An 18777-nucleotide genomic window follows, 5' to 3' on the forward strand; every position below is an offset into this window, starting at 1 on the left:
GATGTTCAGTGACGACGAACTCGCCCAGTTGCGCACGCATGGCGTCGTGCTCTTCGCCAAGCGCGTGATCTTCGACGCGCAGCCACCGATGTCCGCCGAGCAGATCGCGGCCGTGCAGGCCGTCTGCGCAGGGCCTATTCCGCCGGATCTTCTTTCTCTCTGGCGCGTCACCGCCGGCGGGCGGCTGGACTATGACCTGCACCTTCGCATGAACGGCAACGAGGAGTCGTTCAGCTGGAACGAGCTCTTCTGGAACGGCAGCGATGCCTACCACGACCTGCAGGGATGGATCGAGAACGAGCTCCAGGGCGCAAAGGACGCCGCCGCCGAGAGCGCCGAGGCCTGGGACGGCAAGCTCACGCTGCTGCCTTTCGGCGGCTTCGAGTATTGCGATCGCGTCTACGCAGTGGTGGAGTCCGGCGCCGACTACGGGCACGTCCTCGCATGGAAGCAGGGCCTGCCCCAAGCCTGGGCGCACGAGATGCACGAAGACGGCATGACGACCGTCGCACACGACCTCTATGCCGCCTTCGAGGCGCTACGCCTCGACGAAGACCCGCTCGAGCCCGCAGGCGAGTACTTCACCGGGCAGGCGTTGCTCGAATACCTCGATGATCGTCATCAGGAAGACGGATTGCCGATCGAGCTGATGGACAAGGTCATCGCCTTCTACCGCCAGGCCATGGTGGACTGGCGCGCAGCGCTCGCAGACGGCACGCTGGGCGACAACGGGCCGCTGTCGCGCATCGCGCTGCGCCATGCGGTCGCCACCGACGACGCCGAGCTGGTGGCGAAGCTGCACGTCGCGGGCGTTTCGCTCGAAGGCCCCTTGAGCGGTAGCGCGATCGCGACCGATCTCGCGATCAGCCATGGCGCGCATGCCGCCGCCGCCGCGCTGGTGCGCGCGGGTGCGCCGGTCGCGCCCGACGCGCTGGACGAGATCGACAACCCGATCTCCCCCGAGCTCGCCGACCTGCTGCTCACCCACGGCGCGCAACCCAGCCCCACCGCCATCGCCGAATGCGTGGCCTGCGGCGCACCCGCTGCGGCGCGGGTCATCGCCGGCGCCTACGCGCAGTCGCACGATGACCTCGCGACCGCCTACGCGGCCGCGCGGGACGAGATGCTCGCCGAGCTCGAGTCCTCGCTGGTCGAAGTTCGCGAGGGCCGCCTGACGCACTACCTGGGACTGGCCGGCCTGACCCGGCGCGCGGATCACCTGCGCAGCTTCAGCCTCTGATTCAGGCGTCGTAGAGCCAGGGCACGTCGAGCAACTTCGCGCCGAGCAAGCGCAGCGCCGCATCGCGGCCCATGCGCACGAGGCCGGTCGCATGAAAGATCTCGCCGTTGCGCCGCGCGCGCGCCTGCACGTTGGCGTTGCGCTCCCAGCGCTCGTCGGCATAGCGCGCGAAGGCCGCCGGCACCTGCGCGGCCGAACCGCCATCGAGGGCATCCGCGAGCGCGACCGCATCCTCGATCGCCATGCCCGCACCCTGCGCGAGATACGGCAGCATGGGATGCGCCGCATCGCCGACCAACGCGATGCGCTCGCCCGCCATCTGGTGCGGGCCCGTGAGCGGCGGCCGGTCATTGAGCGTCCACGCGCGCCATGAAGGCACGGCTTCAAGCAAGGCCTTGAGTTCACCGCAGGTGCGGCCGGTGGCCTGCTGCAACGCGGCGAGGCTCGTCCGACGGTCCCAGTCGCGCGCATCGCCTTCGGGCGCGGCCTCGGCCAGCACCACCACATTGAGCGCATCGCCCCGGCGCACCGGATAGGACACCGCATGCAGCCGCGGCCCGAGCCAGACGTCGACGCGCGTGCTGCGCAGCGCCGCCGGCAGGGCCGACTGGTCGACCATCGCGCGCCACGCGGTATGCCCCGTGGCGCGCGGCGGCGACGCATCCTCGATGACGCTGGGGCGCACCGTGCTCCAGAGGCCGTCGGCGCCGATCAGCGCATCGGCTTCCCAGACGCGCGAATCGGCGCTCGCCGCGCAGACGGAGTCGCCGCGCGCAGTGACCTGCGTCACCCGCGCGCCCGTGGTGAGCGTGGCCGCGCCAGTGCCGCGAACCGCCGCAAGCAACAGTGCGTGGAGATCCGCGCGGTGAACGCAAAGGTAGGGCGCTGCGTAACTGTGCAGCATCGCGTTGCCGAGCGGCAGCCGCGCGATCTCCTTGCCCACCGTCGCGCTGCGGACCACCAGCGCCTCCGGCCGTGCAGCAACGCGCATGAGGCCCTCGGAAAGGCCGAGCGCCTGCAGCCGCCGCGTGACGTTCGGCCCGAGCTGGATGCCGGCGCCGACTTCGCCGAAAGCCACCGCCTGCTCCAGCAGGTCGATGCGGTGGCGTCGGCGCGCGAGCGCCAGCGCACTCGCGAGACCCGCGATGCCACCTCCCGCGATCAGGACGTGTGCCGCCATCGACCGCGCGCTCAGTGGGAGCGCCGCACGGATGTCTTGCCTGCTTCGGCCGTCCGGCCGGCGGGGTCGAACAGCTGCCGCAGCTGTCGCACGAACCGCAGCCCGAGGTCTTGCCCAGCGATTCGGCAAGCCGGCCGGCGCGTTCTTCATCGACCAGCCCGGCGCGATGCGAGCCGGCCGCCACCTTGGCGGCCATGGTCCGGCGCCAGTTGCCAGGCATCCAGCGCCAGACCGCATAGACCGCGGCCAGCGCGACGATCAGCGCGACGACGATTTGTTGTGCCATCTCATCCTCCTGTGAGAGCCAGGGCCACCCGATAAGTGATCCAGCACGCAATGTAGGCGAGTCCGAACAAATAGCCAGCCATGATCGACACGTAGCGCCACGAGCCGGTCTCGCGCTTGACCGTGGCGAGCGTCGAGATGCACTGCGGCGCGAAAACGTACCACACCAGCAGCGAGAGTGCCGTCGCCAGCGACCAGCTCCCCGCGAGCAGCGGTGCCAGTTGGCCCGCGACGTCGTCACCGGTGGCCGAGAGCGCATAGACGGTACCGAGCGCGCCCACCGCCACCTCGCGCGCGGCCATGCCGGGCACGAGCGCGATCGAAATCTGCCAGTTGAAGCCGATGGGCGCGAAGATGTGCTCGAGCCCGCGGCCGATGATGCCGGCCAGGCTGTACTGGATCGCCGGCCCGGTCGCGCCTTCCGGCGGCGAGGGGAAGGTCGAGAGAAACCACAGCAGGATCGTGAGCGTCAGGATGATCGTGCCCACGCGCTGCAGGAAGATCCAGGCGCGCTCGTAGAGCCCGAGCGCGAGATTGCGCAGATTGGGCCAGCGATAGGCCGGCAGCTCCATCATCAGCGGCGAATGCGCCTTGCTGTCGCGGAAGCGCTTCATGACCCACGCCACCGCCATCGCCGAGACGATGCCGAAGGCGTACAGCGCGAACAGCACCGCGCCCTGGAGATTGAACACGCCACCCAAAGTGCGCGACGGAATGAAGGCGGCGATCAGCAGCGCATAGACCGGCAAGCGCGCCGAGCAGGTCATGAGCGGCGCGATCATGATCGTCGTGATCCGGTCGCGCCAGTTGGTGATGGTGCGCGTCGCCATCACGCCGGGAATGGCGCAGGCGAAGCTCGACAGCAGCGGAATGAAGGAGCGGCCCGACAACCCCACCGTGCCCATGACGCGGTCGAGCAGGAAGGCCGCACGCGGCAGGTAGCCCGAATCCTCCAGCGCCAGGATGAACAGGAACAGGATCAGGATCTGCGGCAGGAACACGATCACGCCGCCCGCCCCGGCGACGATACCGTCGACCAGCAGGCTTTGCAGCATGCCTTCGGGCAGCACGTGCTTCACGAATCCACCGAAGGCAGCGGTCGCTTCCTTGATGGCCTCCATCGGCACGGCGGCCCAGCTGAAGACCGCCTGGAACATCAGGAACATCGTGATCGCCAGCACCAGCATGCCCCACACCGGATGCATCACGACGCGATCGATGCGGTCGCTGGTCGCCAGGCTGCCGACGGGCTCCTTCACGGTCGCGGCGAGGATGCGTCGCACTTCGCGCTGGGTGTCGAGCACCTCGTCGAAGCCCGGTGCGTGCCACGCGCGCGGCGCGGCAGCGGCAACCGGGAGGTCCAGGGTTTCGATCAAGGCGCGCGCGCCGTCGCTCTGGACGCCGACGGTCTCGATCACCGGCACGCCGAGTTCGCGCGACAGCGCAGCCGTGTCGACCTGGATGCCCTGCTTCCTCGCCATGTCGGTCATGTTCAGCGCCACCACCATCGGCAGTCCGAGGCGCTTGGCGTCGAGCACGAGCCGCAGATTGAGGCGCAGGTTGGTGGCATCGGTGACGCACACCAGCAGGTCGGGCGGCGCCTCGCTGCTCTTGCCGGTGACCACGTCGCGCGTGACCGCCTCGTCGGCCGACAGCGCGTTGAGACTGTAGGCGCCGGGCAGGTCGAGCACGAAGACGCGCCGGCCGGATGCGGTGCGGAGCAGGCCTTCCTTGCGCTCGACGGTCACGCCCGCGTAGTTCGCGACCTTCTGCCGGCTGCCGGTGAGCAGGTTGAACAGCGCCGTCTTGCCGCAGTTGGGGTTGCCCAGCAGCGCGATGCGCTCCGGCGGACTCGACGATGACGCGGCGCCGGGCTTGAACGTGAGCGCTGCCTCAACCATGGCCGGCCGCTCCCGGGGTGACGCGGATCAGCGCTGCCTCATGACGGCGCAGTGCAAACGTCGTATGGCCCACTCGCACTGCCAGCGGCTCGCGTCCCGGCACCCCGTTGGCGACGATGCAGACCGCCTCGCCGGGAACGAATCCGATCTCGGTGAGGCGCAGTGCCAGATCGCGGTCCTCGGGCGAATCCGGCCGCGCGACGTCGAGCACCGTCGCCCACTGACGGTTGGGAAGTTGGTGGAGGCTGATGGCGGCCAGGGCCGCACCGGTCGAATTCGTCACCCGCAGATTCCAGGAGTCTTCAAAATGAGAATTATTCTCGAAAACGGCGCACTTGGGGCGCGGCGCTGAAGAATCCTTCCGGGGAACAGTGAAACCGGCGGCAAGTCAGGCGAACATCAGGCGGAGGTCAAGCCGCCAACAACTGCCGCAGCACGAACGGCAGGATGCCACCGTGCTTGTAGTAGTCGACCTCGATCGGCGTGTCGATACGCAGCCGAACCGTCACTTCCTGGTGGCTGCCGTCGGCACGATGGACGACCAGCTTGACGTCCATCTGCGGCCTGAGTTCGCCGCCGATCACGACGTCGATCTTCTCGTCGCCGGCAAGGCCCAGGCTCTCCCATGAGTCGGCGCCGCGGAACTGCAGCGGCAGCACGCCCATGCCGACGAGGTTCGCACGGTGGATGCGCTCGAAGCTGCGCGCGACCACGGCCTTGATGCCGAGCAACTGCGTGCCCTTGGCCGCCCAGTCGCGCGATGAGCCGGTGCCGTATTCCTCGCCGCCGAAGACGATGGTCGGCACGCCCTGCTGGATGTACTTCATCGCCGCGTCGTAGATCGGCATCTTTTCGCCGCCCGGCTGGAAGAGCGTCACGCCGCCCTCCTCGCGCGAGCCATCTGCCGCGGCCGGGATCATGAGGTTCTTGATGCGCACGTTGGCAAAGGTGCCGCGCATCATCACTTCATGGTTGCCGCGGCGCGAGCCATAGCTGTTGAAATCGGCCTTCTGAACGCCGTTCGCCTTCAGCCAGAGGCCTGCGGGCGAGCTCTCCTTGATGGAGCCAGCCGGCGAGATGTGGTCGGTGGTGATCGAATCGCCGAACAGCGCCATGATCCGTGCGCCGGTGAAGCCCGCGTCGGCCGCATGCGGCTCCATCTTGAAGCCCTCGAAGAACGGCGGCTTGGCGATGTAGGTGGATTCGGGCCAGTCGTACACCTGCCCGGCCGTCCCCTTGATGCTGCTCCAGAGCTTGCCGGGCTTGTCCTTGATCTGCTCGTAGTTCTTGCGGAAGGCCTTGGCATTCATCGCGTAGCGCAGGTTCTCGTCGATCTCCTTCGCGCTCGGCCAGATGTCGCCGAGGTAGACGTCCTGCCCCTTCTTGCCCTTGCCGATCGGCTGGGTCATGAGGTCGACCATCACGTTGCCGGCGATCGCATAGGCCACCACCAGCGGCGGCGATGCCAGGAAGTTGGCCTTGAGGTTCGGATGAATCCGCGCCTCGAAATTGCGGTTGCCGGAGAGCACCGCAGCACCGACGAGGTTGTTCTTCGTGATCACCTCGTTGATCTCGGGTGCGAGATCGCCGGCGTTGCCGATGCAGGTGGTGCAGCCATAGCCGGCCAGGTAGAAGCCGAGCTTTTCCAGATACGGCAACAGGCCCGCTTTCTCGAGGTACTCGGTCACGATGCGCGAACCAGGCGCCAGCGAGGTCTTGACGTGCGGCTTGACCGAGAGCCCCGCCTTCACCGCTTTCTTGGCAAGAAGGCCGGCAGCGAGCAGCACGCTCGGATTCGAGGTGTTGGTGCACGAGGTGATCGCGGCAATCAGCACGTCGCCATTGCCGATGGCCACGTCGTCCGAACCGGGCAGCGCGTGGCGCTGCCTCAGCGTGTCGCCCGGAAGGTTGAAGCCATTCGCTTCGATCGGCTTGCTGTAGAGCTCGGAGAACTTCGTTGCGAGATCGCCGAGATTGATGCGGTCCTGCGGGCGCTTCGGGCCGGCAAGGCTCGGCGTGACCGTGCCGAGGTCGAGCCTGACGACCTTGGTGTAATTGAGCTCGCCAGGCGCCGGCATGCCGAAGAGACCCTGCGCCTTGTAATACGCCTCGAAGCGCTCCACTTCCGCGTCGGTACGGCCGGTGCCCTTGAAGTAGTCCACCGTCATCTCGTCGACCGGGAAGAAGCCCATGGTCGCGCCGTACTCGGGCGCCATGTTGCCGATGGTGGCGCGGTCCGGCACCGCGATCGAGGCTGCGCCGGGGCCGAAGAACTCGACGAACTTGCCCACCACCTTCTCGCTGCGCAGGATCGAGGTCACATACAGCACGAGGTCGGTGGCCGTCACGCCTTCACGCAGCTGGCCGGTGAGCTCGAAACCCACCACGTCGGGCGTGAGGAAATACACCGGCTGTCCCAGCATCGCCGCCTCGGCCTCGATGCCGCCGACACCCCAGCCGACCACGCCGATGCCGTTGATCATGGTCGTGTGGCTGTCGGTGCCGACCAATGAATCGGGGTAGTAGACCGGCGGGTCGCCCCGGTCGTTCGCGCTCTTGTAGACGCCGCGCGCGAAGTACTCGAGGTTGACCTGATGCACGATGCCGAAGCCCGGCGGCACGACGCCGAAGGTATCGAAGGCCTGCATGCCCCACTTCATGAACTGGTAGCGCTCGTTGTTGCGCTGGAATTCCAGCTTCATGTTGAGGTCGAGCGCCTTCGGCGTGCCGTAGTAGTCCACCATCACCGAGTGATCGACCACCAGATCCACCGGCACCAGCGGCTCGATGGTCTTGGGCGACTTGCCGAGCGATGAGGCCACGCTGCGCATCGCGGCCAGGTCCGCCAGGAGCGGCACGCCGGTGAAGTCCTGCAGCACCACGCGCGTCACGACGAAGGGGATTTCCTCGGTGCGTTCGGCATTGGGTGCCCAGTTGGCGAGCTGCTCGACGTGTTCCGCCGTGACCTTCTGCCCGTCGCAGTTGCGAAGCACGGATTCGAGAACGATGCGGATCGAAACCGGCAGCTTGTCGACGTTCGGGTACTGTTTGGCGAGCTCCTTGAGCGACCAGTATTTCCCGGCCTTCCCCGATGCGGTCTTGAAGGTTTTCAACATGGGGGCAAAGGCGTGCGCCGGTTCTTTGGCCATTGGGAAACTCCTGTGATTCGTGGAAGCCTCGCAAAGATAGCAGGCTTCGATGACGTCGGCAGCAGTCCCGCGACGCAAGCGCGCCATGACCTCCGGGGTCATGGCGATCGCGCACGGGATCACTACGATGGCGTCCATGGCCCCTCACAGCACACCGCCGACCGCCGCCGACCCCTTCGGCATGCACCTGAGGCATTGGCGGCGCCACCGCCGGCTGAGCCAGCTGGACCTGGCGAACGAGGCGCAGGTCTCGACGCGGCACCTGAGCTATGTCGAGACCGGCCGCGCCGAGCCCAGCCGCGAGATGGTGCTGCGCCTCGCCGAGCGGCTGGAGGTGCCGCTGCGCGAGCGCAATGCGCTGCTCGTCGCGGCCGGCTACGCGCCGATGTACCGGCAGCGCTCGCTCGACGATCCGGCGCTGGCCTCGGCACGGCGAGCGGTCGACCTGGTGCTGAAGGGTCACGAGCCTTTTCCGGCGCTGGCGATCGATCGCCACTGGAATCTGGTGGCTCACAACGCGCTCGTTCCGCTGCTGATGGCCGATGCAGCGCCTGGACTGCTCGAGCCGCCGGTCAACGTGCTGCGGCTGAGCCTGCATCCCGACGGCCTCGCGCCGCGCATCGCCAATCTGCAGCAATGGCGCGCGCACCTGCTGGAGCGGCTCCAGCAGCAGATCGCGGCCACCGGCGACGTTGCACTGTCGGCGCTGCACGACGAGCTTGCGGGCTATCCGTTGCCGAACGTCGGCCACGACGCCCCCACGGCCGGCGGCGAGCTCGCCAATGTGGTCGTGCCCTTCCAGCTCGTGACGGCCGGCGGCATCCTGAGCTTCATCAGCACGACCACGATCTTCGGCACACCGGTTGACGTGACCTTGCAGGAACTCGCCGTGGAATCGTTCTTCCCGGCCGACGCGGAGACGGCAAGGGCACTCGCGGCATGGGCCGGCTCCCCAGGCACCTGACGCCGCAGCCACAAAAACCCCGCCGAAGCGGGGTTCCTCGAAGAGACAGATCGAAGCGATCAGGCCGTGACGCCGGCCGCCACTTCCTTGTATTCCTCGAGGCGGTCGAAGTTCAGGTACTGGTAGATCTGGCCGCTTGCGGCGTCGAGCACACCGGCGCTGGCCATGTACTCTTCCTTCGTCGGGATGCGGCCGAGGCGCGAGCAGATCGCGGCCAGTTCGGCGCTGCCCAGATACACGTTGGTGTTCTTGCCGAGGCGATTCGGGAAGTTCCGCGTGCTGGTCGACATCACCGTCGCGCCTTCGCGCACCTGCGCCTGGTTGCCCATGCACAGCGAGCAGCCCGGCATTTCGGTACGCGCGCCCGCGTTGCCGAAGACGCCGTAGTGGCCTTCTTCGGTGAGCTGGTGGGCATCCATCTTGGTCGGCGGTGCGATCCACAGCTTGACCGGGATGTCGCGCTTTCCTTCGAGCAGCTTGGAAGCCGCGCGGAAGTGACCGATGTTGGTCATGCACGAACCGATGAACACTTCGTCGATCTTCGCGCCGGCGACATCGGACAGCGTCTTCACGTCGTCCGGATCGTTCGGGCAGGCCACGATCGGCTCGTGGATGTCGGCCAGGTCGATCTCGATCACGGCGGCGTATTCCGCGTCGTCGTCGCCCTTGAGCAGCTGCGGGTTCTTGAGCCAGGCTTCCTGAGCGGCGATGCGGCGAGACAGCGTGCGAGCGTCGGCATAGCCCTCGGCGATCATCCACTTCATCAGCGTGATGTTGCTGTTGATGTACTCGATGATCGGTTCCTTGTTCAGATGAACCGTGCAGCCGGCGGCGGAGCGCTCGGCCGAAGCGTCGCTGAGTTCGAAAGCCTGTTCGACCTTCAGATCCGGCAGGCCTTCGATCTCGAGGATGCGGCCCGAGAAGATGTTCTTCTTGCCCTTCTTCTCGACCGTCAGCAGGCCTTGCTTGATCGCGTACAGCGGGATCGCGTTGACGAGGTCGCGCAGGGTCACGCCCGGCTGCATCTTGCCCTTGAAGCGCACGAGCACCGATTCAGGCATGTCCAGCGGCATCACGCCGGTCGCGGCCGCGAAGGCCACGAGACCCGAGCCGGCCGGAAAGCTGATGCCGATGGGGAAGCGGGTGTGGCTGTCGCCGCCGGTGCCCACGGTGTCGGGTGTCAGCAGGCGGTTGAGCCAGCTGTGGATCACGCCGTCGCCCGGGCGCAGCGAGACGCCGCCGCGCGTGGAGATGAAGTCCGGCAGCTCGTGGTGCATCTTCACGTCGACCTTCTTCGGATAGGCCGCGGTGTGGCAGAACGACTGCATCACGAGGTCGGCGCTGAAGCCGAGGCAGGCGAGGTCCTTGAGCTCGTCGCGGGTCATCGGGCCGGTGGTGTCCTGGCTGCCGACCGAGGTCATCTTCGGCTCGCAGTAGGTGCCGGGGCGAACGCCCTGGCCTTCCGGCAGGCCGCAGGCGCGGCCGACCATCTTCTGCGCGAGCGAGAAGCCCTTCTTCGTGTCGACCGGGCTCACGGGCAGGCGGAACAGCGTCGACACCGGCAGCCCCAGCGCTTCGCGCGCCTTGGTGGTCAGACCGCGGCCGATGATGAGGGGAATGCGGCCGCCGGCGCGCACTTCGTCGAAGAGCACCTCGCTCTTGACCTTGAATTCGGCGATGACCTTGCCGTCCTTGAGCGCCTTGCCTTCGTAGGGGCGCAGCTCGACCACGTCGCCCATGTCCATCTGGCTCACGTCGAGCTCGATCGGCAGCGCGCCCGCGTCTTCCATCGTGTTGTAGAAGATCGGCGCGATCTTGTTGCCCAGGCACACGCCGCCGAAGCGCTTGTTGGGAATGAAGGGGATGTCTTCACCGGTGAACCACAGCACCGAGTTGGTGGCCGACTTGCGGCTGGAGCCGGTGCCGACCACGTCGCCGACGTAGGCCACCTGATGGCCCTTGGCCTTCAGCGATTCGATGAACTTGACCGGGCCGCGCTTGCCGTCTTCCTCGGGCTGGAACGGTGCGCCGTCGCGCTTGTTCTTGAGCATCGCGAGCGCATGCATCGGGATGTCGGGACGGGTCGTCGCATCGGGAGCGGGCGACAGGTCGTCGGTATTGGTTTCGCCGGGCACCTTGAAGACGGTGATCGTCAGGCTCTTCGGCACTTCGGGGCGGCTGGTGAACCACTCGGCATCAGCCCAGCTTTGCAGCACGGCCTTGGCGTTGGCGTTGCCCTTGTCGGCCTTTTCCTTGACGTCATGGAACTGGTCGAACATCAGGAGCGTCTTCTTCAGGCCGTCCGCAGCGACGGCACCGACTTCGGCGTCGTCCAACAGATCGACCAGCGGTCCGATGTTGTAGCCGCCGAGCATGGTGCCGAGCAGCTCGGTCGCACGGGCACGCGACAGCAGCGCGCTCTTCTCGGTGCCATGCGCCACGGCGGCCGAGGTAGCTCGCCTTCACCTTGGCCGCGTCGTCCACGCCGGCGGGCACGCGGTTCGTCAGCAGGTCGAGCAGTTGTTCGGCGTTGGCCGGGGCCGGCGCCTTCATGAGCTCGATCAGCTCGGCGGTCTGCTTCGCGGTCAGCGGCAGGGGCGGGATACCGAGCGCGGCGCGCTCGGCAACGTGGTCAGCGTAGGCTTGCAACATCTTCTTTTCTCCGGAAACACAAATTGGCGGCGGCTCCCGCGATCTAGCAAGAGCCGCGCCTCGGGGGACTTACTGTTTGGGTGCGTCCGCGCCTTCGAACAGGCTCTTGGGCGGGTTCTTCTTCATTTCCTCGGCCACTTCGACTTGCTTGGCGGCCTGGCATTCGTCGGCCAGACGCAGACCCTGCTTCTGGCTCATCAGCATCGACTTGTTGCCGAGCTGCAGCCACATCGCGCCTCGGCTGGGATCTTCGAGGCGGACCGCTCCGGTGCGACTTTCGACCGGATGCAGGCGATAGCGCACGCCGGCATGCGTCAGCGTGAAGAAGCCCGGCTTCTTGGAATCGGCTTCGATGTCCACGCTGGCGCCGAGCTCACACTTGATCTTGCCGGTGAGCACGGTGTCGGCCACCTTCAGATCCTGCTCGGACAAGGTGACATCGGTCTCTTCGGTGATGGGCTTTGCCTCTTCGAGCTTCTTGATGATGCGCTTGGGCACCACCTTCTGCACGACCTTCTTGGTGGTCGTATTTGCGGCAGGCTTCGCAGTAGAGCTCGCCGAGTTGCTCTGGGCCATCGATGCCAACGGCAACGCCAACGCGGCAGCGGCGATCAACGCAATAGTCTTCATGAGTAGGTTCTCTCTCTCGCGGATAAGGTTTCAGGATGAAGAAGAGGCAAACCAGGCCTGCGCCTCGGAGGGCAGGGAACGGCCGGTGGTGTACGCCCTTTCCAGGACCTGCCAGAAATGGCGGTAACTGGCGCGGTCATGCAATGTGCCATCGATACTGACCGGCGCCCACGCGGCGGTGGCCGCGGCAGCGATTATTTTTGTTGCGATTTGAATCTGGGCCTCGTCGGGCGCGAAGGCTTCGAGAATCGGGCGGATCTGGCTGGGATGGATGCTCCACATCCGCGTGTAGCCGAACTCGCTCGCGGCCCGCTTCGCGGCGGCGCGCATCGCGTCGACGTCGCTGAATTCGGTGACCACGCAGTGCGACGGCACCTTGCCGTGCGCATGGGCCGCGGAGGCGATCTCCAGCTTCGCACGCACCACGAGCGGGTGCGTGAACTGCCCTTTCGCGCCCATGCCGTCGGCCGGGATCGCGCCGCCGTGCGCCGAAACGAAGTCCATCAGCCCGAAGCTCAGGGACTGCACGCGCGGATGCGCCGCGATCTCGAATGCATGGTGGACCGCGAGCGGCGACTCGATCAGCACGTGCAGCGGCAATGCCTCGGCACCGGCCGCCTCGAGGGCCTCGACGGCCACCTGCACGTCCAGGGCGGATTCCACCTTGGGAACCATCAGATGGCTCAGGCGATGGCCCGCACGACCCGCGATCGTGATCACGTCGCCTGCGAACGACGGATGGTCGACCGGATGCACCCGCACGCCGACCCGCATGTCGGGCGCGGCAGCCAATGCGAGCTCGGTGACCAGCGCCGCATGTTCGGCCTCGCCGCCGACGGGCGCACCGTCTTCGCAATCGAGCGTGACGTCGAACACGCAGGCGCCGAACTCGTCGGCCATCTCGGCCTGCAGCGCGAGGCTCTTGCGCATGCGTGCTTCCACGCCGCTGTAGTGGTCGCAGACGGGCAACACCACGGCGCCCGCTTGCGCACCCAGCAGCACGGCGCGCGGATGAACTGAGGAAGAAGGTGCTGTGCTCAGCATGTGCGCCTCATGCCTTTCGCTGCGCGACGATGAACATGCGCGGGAAAGCCAGCAAGCGGCGTCCGTCGGCGCGAGGCGGATAGGCGCCATCGATGCGGCGCTCGTACTCGGCGAGATAGCTGGACTGCAGTTCCGGCGTCAGGCGGTCGACGAAGGGCTTCAGGCCCGTGCCGCGAACCCATTCGACGATCGCGGCGGCGGAGGCCATGGGGTGCTGATAGGCGGTGCGCCAGACATCGACCTGGGCCGCATCGGCTGCGAGCAGGTCGTAGTAGTCCTCGATGCCAAGCAACTCGGTGCGGATCTTGTCGGCATCGCCGATGGCGTTGGCCCACGGCGCCTCGGACGCGACCTCGCGCATGAGGCGGTGGGTGGGTTCCTGCCGGTTGTCCGGCATCTGGATCGCCAGCACGCCGCCGGGCGCGAGGGCCGCGAAGAGCCTGGGGATCAAGGCCTCGTGGTCAGGCACCCACTGAAGGGCGGCATTGGCGTAGATGAGGTCCGGCGGCGTCTCGGGTCGCCAGATGGAAATGTCGCTGAACTCGAAGCGGGCCTCGGGCAGGCGCTCGCGCGCACTGACCAGCATCGCTTCGGAGTTGTCGGTCCCGACGACTTGCGCGCCGGGGAACCGGTGAACCAGCAGCTCGGTGGAATTGCCCGGCCCGCAACCGAGATCGAAGACACGGGCCGCCTCGGTGAGCGAGACCCGGGCCAGCAACTCCTGCGCAGGGCGCGTGCGCTCGTCTTCATAGCGACGATAGAGCGCGGGATTCCAGTCGAGCATGTCTGGCGATGAAGGATCAGAGCAGGTGGGCCACGCCTGCTTGCTCGTCCTGCAGTTCCTTGAGCGTCTTGTTGATGCGCTCCTGGCTGAAGGCGTCGATCTCGAGGCCCTCGACGAGCTTGTACTCGCCGTTCTCGGTAGTGACCGGGAAGCCGAAGATCACGTCCTTCGGAATACCGTACTGGCCGTCCGAGGGGATACCCATCGTGACCCACTTGCCGTTTGAGCCGAGGGCCCAGTCGCGCATGTGGTCGATGGCGGCGTTGGCGGCCGAAGCGGCCGACGACAGGCCACGCGCGTCGATGATCGCGGCGCCGCGCTTGCCGACGGTCGGCAGGAACACGTCGGCGTTCCAGACCTGGTCGTTGATCAGGTCCTTGACGCTCTTGCCGCCGACGGTGGCGAAGCGGTAGTCGGCGTACATCGTGGGCGAGTGGTTGCCCCAGACGGTGAGCTTCTCGATGTCGCCCACGGCGGTGCCGGTCTTGGCGGCGATCTGGCTGGCGGCGCGGTTGTGGTCGAGGCGCAGCATGGCCGTGAAGTTCTTGCGCGGCAGGCTCGGGGCGCTCTTCATCGCGATGTAGGCGTTGGTGTTGGCAGGGTTGCCGACGACCAGCACCTTGACGTTGCGGCTCGCGACCTTGTCGAGGGCCTTGCCCTGCGCGGTGAAGATCTGGGCGTTGGCGGCCAGCAGGTCGGCACGCTCCATGCCGGGGCCGCGCGGACGGGCACCGACCAGCAGCGCGTAGTCGGCGTCCTTGAAAGCCACAAGCGGGTCGCCGGTTGGGATCACGCCGGCGAGCAACGGAAACGCGCAGTCTTCGAGTTCCATGATCACGCCCTTGAGCGCCTTCTGGGCCTTCTCGTCGGGGATCTCGAGCAGTTGCAGGATGACCGGCTGGTCCTTGCCGAGCATTTCGCCTGAGGCGATTCGGAACAGCAGGGCGTAACCGATTTGGCCAGCGGCGCCGGTGACGGCAACGCGAACGGGCTTTTTGCTCATGGGAAAACTCCAGGAAAAGATGTAAACGGTGCAAGGCCGCCGGGTGCGGCCGCGAGGGTCGGCGGAAGCGCGTCGCTGCGACTTCAGGCCGTCTGCAATTCTATGCCGATTTGGTTTTTCAATGGCGCAAGTCTTATGTCTTATATAAGATATCGCCCGCAGGCATCCGAACGGAGCGCCGAACGAACCCATGAGCACCATCCCCACGCCCGCCGCCGAACTGCCGACGCCGTCGTTCAGCCCGCTCTATCAGCAGATCAAGTCGCTGATCCTGCAGAGCCTGCATGCCGGCGAATGGAAACCGGGCGAGCCGATCCCGAGCGAGATCGACCTCGCCGCGCGGTTCCGCGTAAGCCAGGGAACGGTGCGCAAGGCGATCGACGAACTCGCCGCCGAGAACCTCGTGGTGCGGCGGCAGGGCAAGGGCACCTTCGTCGCAACGCATGCGGAGCAGCATGTCCAGTACCGCTTTCTCAAACTGGTGCCGGACACCGGCGACATCGACAGCGAGGGTCCCGCCGAACGCCGGATCGTGGACTGCCGCCGCCTGCGCGCAACGGCCGACGTCTCGCGCGCACTGGCGTTGCGCACCGGCGACGCCGTGCTACAGGTGCGGCGCGTGCTCTCCTACCGCGGCACGCCCACCATCCTCGAGGACCTCTGGCTGCCGGGTGTGCCGTTCAAGGGCCTGACCGCCGAGCGCCTCGCCGAGTGGCACGGTCCGATGTATGAAATGTTCGAAACCGAATTCGGCGTGCGCATGGTGCGCGCCGAAGAAAAGATCCGCGCCGTCCTGCCTGACGCTGCGCAGGCTGCCCTGCTCGGCGTCACCACCGCAACCCCACTCCTGAGCGTCGAGCGCGTGGCCCACACCTACCACGACACCCCGATGGAGCTGCGCCGCGGCCTCTATCGCACCGACACCCACCACTACAGAAATGAATTGGGATGACCCCCCAGCCTCGCCCACTTCGTGTGGCTCTGACACCCCCTTCCAGGGGGCAACACCAGCGGCCCGGCAAAGCCGGTTCCACGGTGTTCCACCAACGGGCCCGGCTGCGCCGGCCAAGAAGCGAGCCGGGGTCTTCAACGGCAGCGCGCAGCGCGCCCGCTCGGGGGCTGCCGTGGAACCGGCTTTGCCGAGCCACCGGCAGCGCCCCCGGCCGGGGGTGGGGGCTACACGCAGTGAGCAAGCCTGGGGGCGAGCAACAGGTTGCTGCGTTGCAATAGAATTTTGAGTTGTTTGCATTTCTGCTACAGATCAAGCCGCCCATCAAAAAATACTGAAAGCCCACATGACAGAGCTGGCCACCCCACCCCGACCGCCGCGGCGCGAGTTCCGCAACATCAACGCAATCACCGACCTGAGAACCTACCGGCTTCCTCCGGCGGGCATCGTGTCGATCCTCCACCGCGTGAGCGGCGTGCTGATGTTCCTGCTGCTGCCGTTCATCATCTGGATGTTCGACACGTCGGTCTCCTCCGAAATTTCGTTTGCGCGTTTCAAGGCCGCCTTCAACAGCGGCCTTGGTTTCGTTCCGGGCTGGTTGATCAAGCTCGTGGCGCTCGCATTGATCTGGGCCTACCTGCATCACATCACCGCCGGTCTGCGCCATCTGTGGATGGATGTGAGCCATGCCGCCGTGAGCAAGGAGTTCGGCAAGAGCTCGGCGATCGCAACGCTCGCCATCAGCATCCTGCTGACGCTGATCCTCGGCGCCAAGCTGTTCGGCCTGTACTGATAAGGAGCAATCGATGTCTGTGAACTACGGCTCCAAGCGTACCGTCGTCGGCGCGCACTATGGTCTTCGCGATTGGCTCAGCCAGCGCATCACGGGCGCCCTCATGGCGCTCTTCACGGTGGTCCTGCTGGTGCAGGTCATCTTCACCCGCGGCCCGATCGGCTACGACCTCTGGGCCGGCATCTTCGCCGCGCAGTGGATGAAGGTGCTGACCTTCGTCGTCATCGCTTCGCTGCTCTATCACGTCTGGGTGGGCATGCGCGACGTGTGGATGGACTACGTCCAGCCTGTCGGCATCCGCCTCGTACTGCAGGTTTTCACCATCGTCTGGCTACTCGCGTGCGCAGGTTGGGCCATTCAAGTGCTCTGGAGAGTTTGAACAATGACCTACACCAAAGAACAAATCACCAAGCGCAAGTTCGACGTCGTCATCATCGGCGCCGGCGGCTCCGGCATGCGCGCATCGCTGCAACTCTCGCGGGCCGGCCTCAACGTGGCCGTGCTGTCCAAGGTGTTCCCGACCCGCTCGCACACGGTCGCGGCGCAAGGCGGCGTGGGTGCATCGCTGGGCAACATGAGCGAGGACAACTGGCACTATCACTTCTACGACACCGTCAAGGGCTCCGACTGGCTCGGCGACCAGGACGCGATCGAGTTCATGTGCCGTGAAGCGCCCAAGGTCGTGTACGAGCTCGAGCACTTCGGCATGCCCTTCGACCGCAACCCGGACGGCACCATCTACCAGCGCCCGTTCGGCGGCCACACCGCCAACTACGGCGAGAAGCCTGTTCAACGCGCATGCGCCGCAGCTGACCGCACCGGCCACGCGATGCTGCACACGCTCTATCAGAAGAACGTCGAGGCTCGCACCCAGTTCTTCGTCGAGTGGATGGCGCTCGACCTGATCCGCGACGCCGACGGCGACGTGGTCGGCGTGACCGCCCTCGAAATGGAAACCGGCGACCTGCACATCCTGCAGGCCAAGACCGTGCTGCTGGCCACCGGCGGCGCGGGCCGCATCTTCGCGGCGTCGACCAATGCCTTCATCAATACCGGTGACGGCCTCGGCATGGCCGCGCGCGCCGGCATCCCGCTGCAGGACATGGAGTTCTGGCAGTTCCACCCGACCGGCGTGGCTGGTGCCGGCGTGCTGCTGACCGAAGGCTGCCGCGGCGAAGGCGCGATCCTCTTGAACAGCAACGGCGAGCGCTTCATGGAGCGCTACGCACCGACGCTGAAGGACTCGGCACCGCGCGACTTCGTCTCGCGCTCGATGGATCAGGAGATCAAGGAAGGCCGCGGCTGCGGTCCGAACAAGGATTACGTGCTGCTCAAGCTCGACCACCTCGGCGCCGACACCATCCACAAGCGCCTCCCCTCGGTGTACGAGATCGGCATCAACTTCGCGAACGTCGACATCACCAAGGAACCCATCCCCGTCGTGCCGACCATCCACTACCAGATGGGCGGCATCCCGACCAACATCAACGGGCAGGTCGTGGTGCAGCAGGGCGACGAGCACAACTCGGTCGTGAACGGCCTCTACGCCGTCGGCGAATGCTCGTGCGTGAGCGTGCACGGCGCCAACCGCCTCGGCACCAACTCCCTGCTCGACCTTCTGGTGTTCGGCCGTGCGGCCGGCAACCACATCGTCGCGTTCAACGACAAGCAGAAGGAGCACAAGCCGCTGCCGGCCGATGCCGCCGACCGCACGCTGGAGCGCCTCAACGCGCTCGAGAAGTCGACGGGCGGCGAATACGCGCAGGACGTGGCCAACGAGATCCGCTCGGTGATGCAGGGGCACGCCGCCGTGTTCCGCAAGCAGGCCACGATGGACGAGGGCGTCAAGAAGATCGCCGCGGTGCGCGAGCGCGTCGCGAAGGTCACGCTCAAGGACAAGTCGCGCGTGTTCAACACCGCGCGCATCGAAGCGCTGGAAGTCGACAACCTGATCGAAGTCGCGCAGGCCACGATGGTCTCGGCGGCGGCGCGCAAGGAATGCCGCGGCGCCCACACGGTCGAGGACTACGAGCGCCCGGCGGACGATCCGGTCGCACCGCTCGGCCGCGACGACGCCAACTGGATGAAGCACACGCTCTGGTACAGCGAAGGCAACCGCCTTTCGTACAAGCCCGTCCGCCTGAAGCCGCTGACGGTCGACACCGTGCCGCCCAAGGTCCGCACGTTCTGAGTACACAACAAG

14 protein-coding genes and 2 pseudogenes are annotated in these 18777 nt (G+C 66.5%); 6 read left to right on the forward strand and 10 right to left on the reverse strand.

Annotated elements, in window-relative coordinates; genetic code table 11:
* Position 1: 1 nt before the first annotated feature.
* A complete protein-coding gene (locus ACQ858_RS16485) occupies positions 2 to 1240 on the forward strand; it encodes an SMI1/KNR4 family protein (RefSeq protein WP_431273736.1) in 1239 nt (412 codons plus the stop codon).
* A gap of 1 nt (position 1241) precedes the next feature.
* Here ACQ858_RS16485 and ACQ858_RS16490 read toward each other — a convergent pair whose 3' ends face one another.
* From ACQ858_RS16490 to acnA, 5 genes and pseudogenes are all read right to left on the reverse strand, one after another.
* Positions 1242 to 2420, reverse strand: coding sequence for an FAD-dependent monooxygenase (locus tag ACQ858_RS16490; RefSeq protein ID WP_431273737.1), 1179 nt, complete (start codon positions 2418 to 2420; stop codon positions 1242 to 1244).
* Positions 2421 to 2553: 133 nt separating this feature from the next.
* Positions 2554 to 2706, reverse strand: a pseudogene (locus tag ACQ858_RS16495) (DUF6587 family protein); the annotation flags it as partial.
* 1 nt (position 2707) lies between these two features.
* On the reverse strand, positions 2708 to 4606 hold the full coding sequence (feoB, locus tag ACQ858_RS16500) for a ferrous iron transporter B (protein ID WP_431273738.1): 1899 nt from the start codon (positions 4604 to 4606) through the stop codon (positions 2708 to 2710).
* A complete protein-coding gene (locus ACQ858_RS16505; protein ID WP_431273739.1) occupies positions 4599 to 4889 on the reverse strand; it encodes a FeoA family protein in 291 nt (96 codons plus the stop codon). The genes feoB and ACQ858_RS16505 overlap by 8 nt, the downstream gene beginning before the upstream one ends.
* A 127-nt stretch (positions 4890 to 5016) precedes the next feature.
* Positions 5017 to 7755 (reverse strand): aconitate hydratase AcnA, encoded by a 2739-nt coding sequence (gene acnA / locus ACQ858_RS16510; protein WP_431273740.1) that lies wholly within the window; start codon positions 7753 to 7755, stop codon positions 5017 to 5019.
* A gap of 136 nt (positions 7756 to 7891) precedes the next feature.
* Between acnA and ACQ858_RS16515 the strand changes: the two genes are divergently transcribed.
* Positions 7892 to 8719, forward strand: a complete 828-nt coding sequence (locus ACQ858_RS16515) for a helix-turn-helix domain-containing protein (protein ID WP_431273741.1) — start codon at positions 7892 to 7894, stop codon at positions 8717 to 8719.
* A gap of 59 nt (positions 8720 to 8778) precedes the next feature.
* Here the strand turns inward: ACQ858_RS16515 and acnB are convergent.
* The 5 genes and pseudogenes from acnB to ACQ858_RS16540 all read right to left on the reverse strand — a co-directional run bounded on the left by acnB (position 8779) and on the right by ACQ858_RS16540 (position 14832).
* Positions 8779 to 11371 (reverse strand): annotated as a pseudogene (gene acnB / locus ACQ858_RS16520) (bifunctional aconitate hydratase 2/2-methylisocitrate dehydratase).
* A gap of 69 nt (positions 11372 to 11440) precedes the next feature.
* Positions 11441 to 12001 (reverse strand): hypothetical protein, encoded by a 561-nt coding sequence (locus ACQ858_RS16525; protein WP_431273742.1) that lies wholly within the window; start codon positions 11999 to 12001, stop codon positions 11441 to 11443.
* A gap of 30 nt (positions 12002 to 12031) precedes the next feature.
* Entirely contained in the window at positions 12032 to 13045 is a 1014-nt protein-coding gene (locus ACQ858_RS16530; protein WP_431273743.1) for an HpcH/HpaI aldolase/citrate lyase family protein, read from the reverse strand.
* A 7-nt stretch (positions 13046 to 13052) separates the two neighbouring features.
* Entirely contained in the window at positions 13053 to 13829 is a 777-nt protein-coding gene (gene tam, locus ACQ858_RS16535) for a trans-aconitate 2-methyltransferase (protein WP_431273744.1), read from the reverse strand.
* A gap of 16 nt (positions 13830 to 13845) precedes the next feature.
* Positions 13846 to 14832: a malate dehydrogenase gene (locus ACQ858_RS16540; protein WP_088958002.1), complete on the reverse strand. Its 987-nt coding sequence runs from the start codon at positions 14830 to 14832 to the stop codon at positions 13846 to 13848.
* 190 nt (positions 14833 to 15022) lie between these two features.
* Between ACQ858_RS16540 and ACQ858_RS16545 the strand changes: the two genes are divergently transcribed.
* The 4 genes from ACQ858_RS16545 (at position 15023) to sdhA (ending at position 18765) form a co-directional block, all read left to right on the forward strand.
* Positions 15023 to 15784, forward strand: coding sequence for a GntR family transcriptional regulator (locus ACQ858_RS16545; RefSeq protein WP_431273745.1), 762 nt, complete (start codon positions 15023 to 15025; stop codon positions 15782 to 15784).
* Positions 15785 to 16127: 343 nt separating this feature from the next.
* A complete protein-coding gene (sdhC, locus tag ACQ858_RS16550) occupies positions 16128 to 16574 on the forward strand; it encodes a succinate dehydrogenase, cytochrome b556 subunit (protein ID WP_431273746.1) in 447 nt (148 codons plus the stop codon).
* A gap of 13 nt (positions 16575 to 16587) precedes the next feature.
* Positions 16588 to 16953 carry a succinate dehydrogenase, hydrophobic membrane anchor protein gene (gene sdhD / locus ACQ858_RS16555; protein WP_431273747.1) on the forward strand — a complete coding sequence of 122 codons (366 nt, stop codon included), beginning with the start codon at positions 16588 to 16590 and terminating at the stop codon, positions 16951 to 16953.
* A gap of 3 nt (positions 16954 to 16956) precedes the next feature.
* On the forward strand, positions 16957 to 18765 hold the full coding sequence (gene sdhA / locus ACQ858_RS16560; protein ID WP_431273748.1) for a succinate dehydrogenase flavoprotein subunit: 1809 nt from the start codon (positions 16957 to 16959) through the stop codon (positions 18763 to 18765).
* Positions 18766 to 18777: the final 12 nt, after the last annotated feature.

This window comes from Variovorax ureilyticus (genome assembly GCF_050632185.1).
In the GTDB taxonomy this organism is placed as follows: domain Bacteria; phylum Pseudomonadota; class Gammaproteobacteria; order Burkholderiales; family Burkholderiaceae_C; genus Variovorax; species Variovorax ureilyticus_A.

Coding starts and splice junctions, on each gene's coding strand:
- feoB (WP_431273738.1), bottom strand. CDS start 4,606: ATGGTTGAGGCAGCGCTCACGTTCAAGCCCGGCGCCGCGTCATCGTCG.
- ACQ858_RS16515 (WP_431273741.1), top strand. CDS start 7,892: ATGGCCCCTCACAGCACACCGCCGACCGCCGCCGACCCCTTCGGCATG.
- ACQ858_RS16525 (WP_431273742.1), bottom strand. CDS start 12,001: ATGAAGACTATTGCGTTGATCGCCGCTGCCGCGTTGGCGTTGCCGTTG.
- ACQ858_RS16490 (WP_431273737.1), bottom strand. CDS start 2,420: ATGGCGGCACACGTCCTGATCGCGGGAGGTGGCATCGCGGGTCTCGCG.
- tam (WP_431273744.1), bottom strand. CDS start 13,829: ATGCTCGACTGGAATCCCGCGCTCTATCGTCGCTATGAAGACGAGCGC.
- sdhA (WP_431273748.1), top strand. CDS start 16,957: ATGACCTACACCAAAGAACAAATCACCAAGCGCAAGTTCGACGTCGTC.
- ACQ858_RS16540 (WP_088958002.1), bottom strand. CDS start 14,832: ATGAGCAAAAAGCCCGTTCGCGTTGCCGTCACCGGCGCCGCTGGCCAA.
- acnA (WP_431273740.1), bottom strand. CDS start 7,755: ATGGCCAAAGAACCGGCGCACGCCTTTGCCCCCATGTTGAAAACCTTC.
- sdhD (WP_431273747.1), top strand. CDS start 16,588: ATGTCTGTGAACTACGGCTCCAAGCGTACCGTCGTCGGCGCGCACTAT.
- sdhC (WP_431273746.1), top strand. CDS start 16,128: ATGACAGAGCTGGCCACCCCACCCCGACCGCCGCGGCGCGAGTTCCGC.
- ACQ858_RS16530 (WP_431273743.1), bottom strand. CDS start 13,045: ATGCTGAGCACAGCACCTTCTTCCTCAGTTCATCCGCGCGCCGTGCTG.
- ACQ858_RS16545 (WP_431273745.1), top strand. CDS start 15,023: ATGAGCACCATCCCCACGCCCGCCGCCGAACTGCCGACGCCGTCGTTC.
- ACQ858_RS16485 (WP_431273736.1), top strand. CDS start 2: ATGTTCAGTGACGACGAACTCGCCCAGTTGCGCACGCATGGCGTCGTG.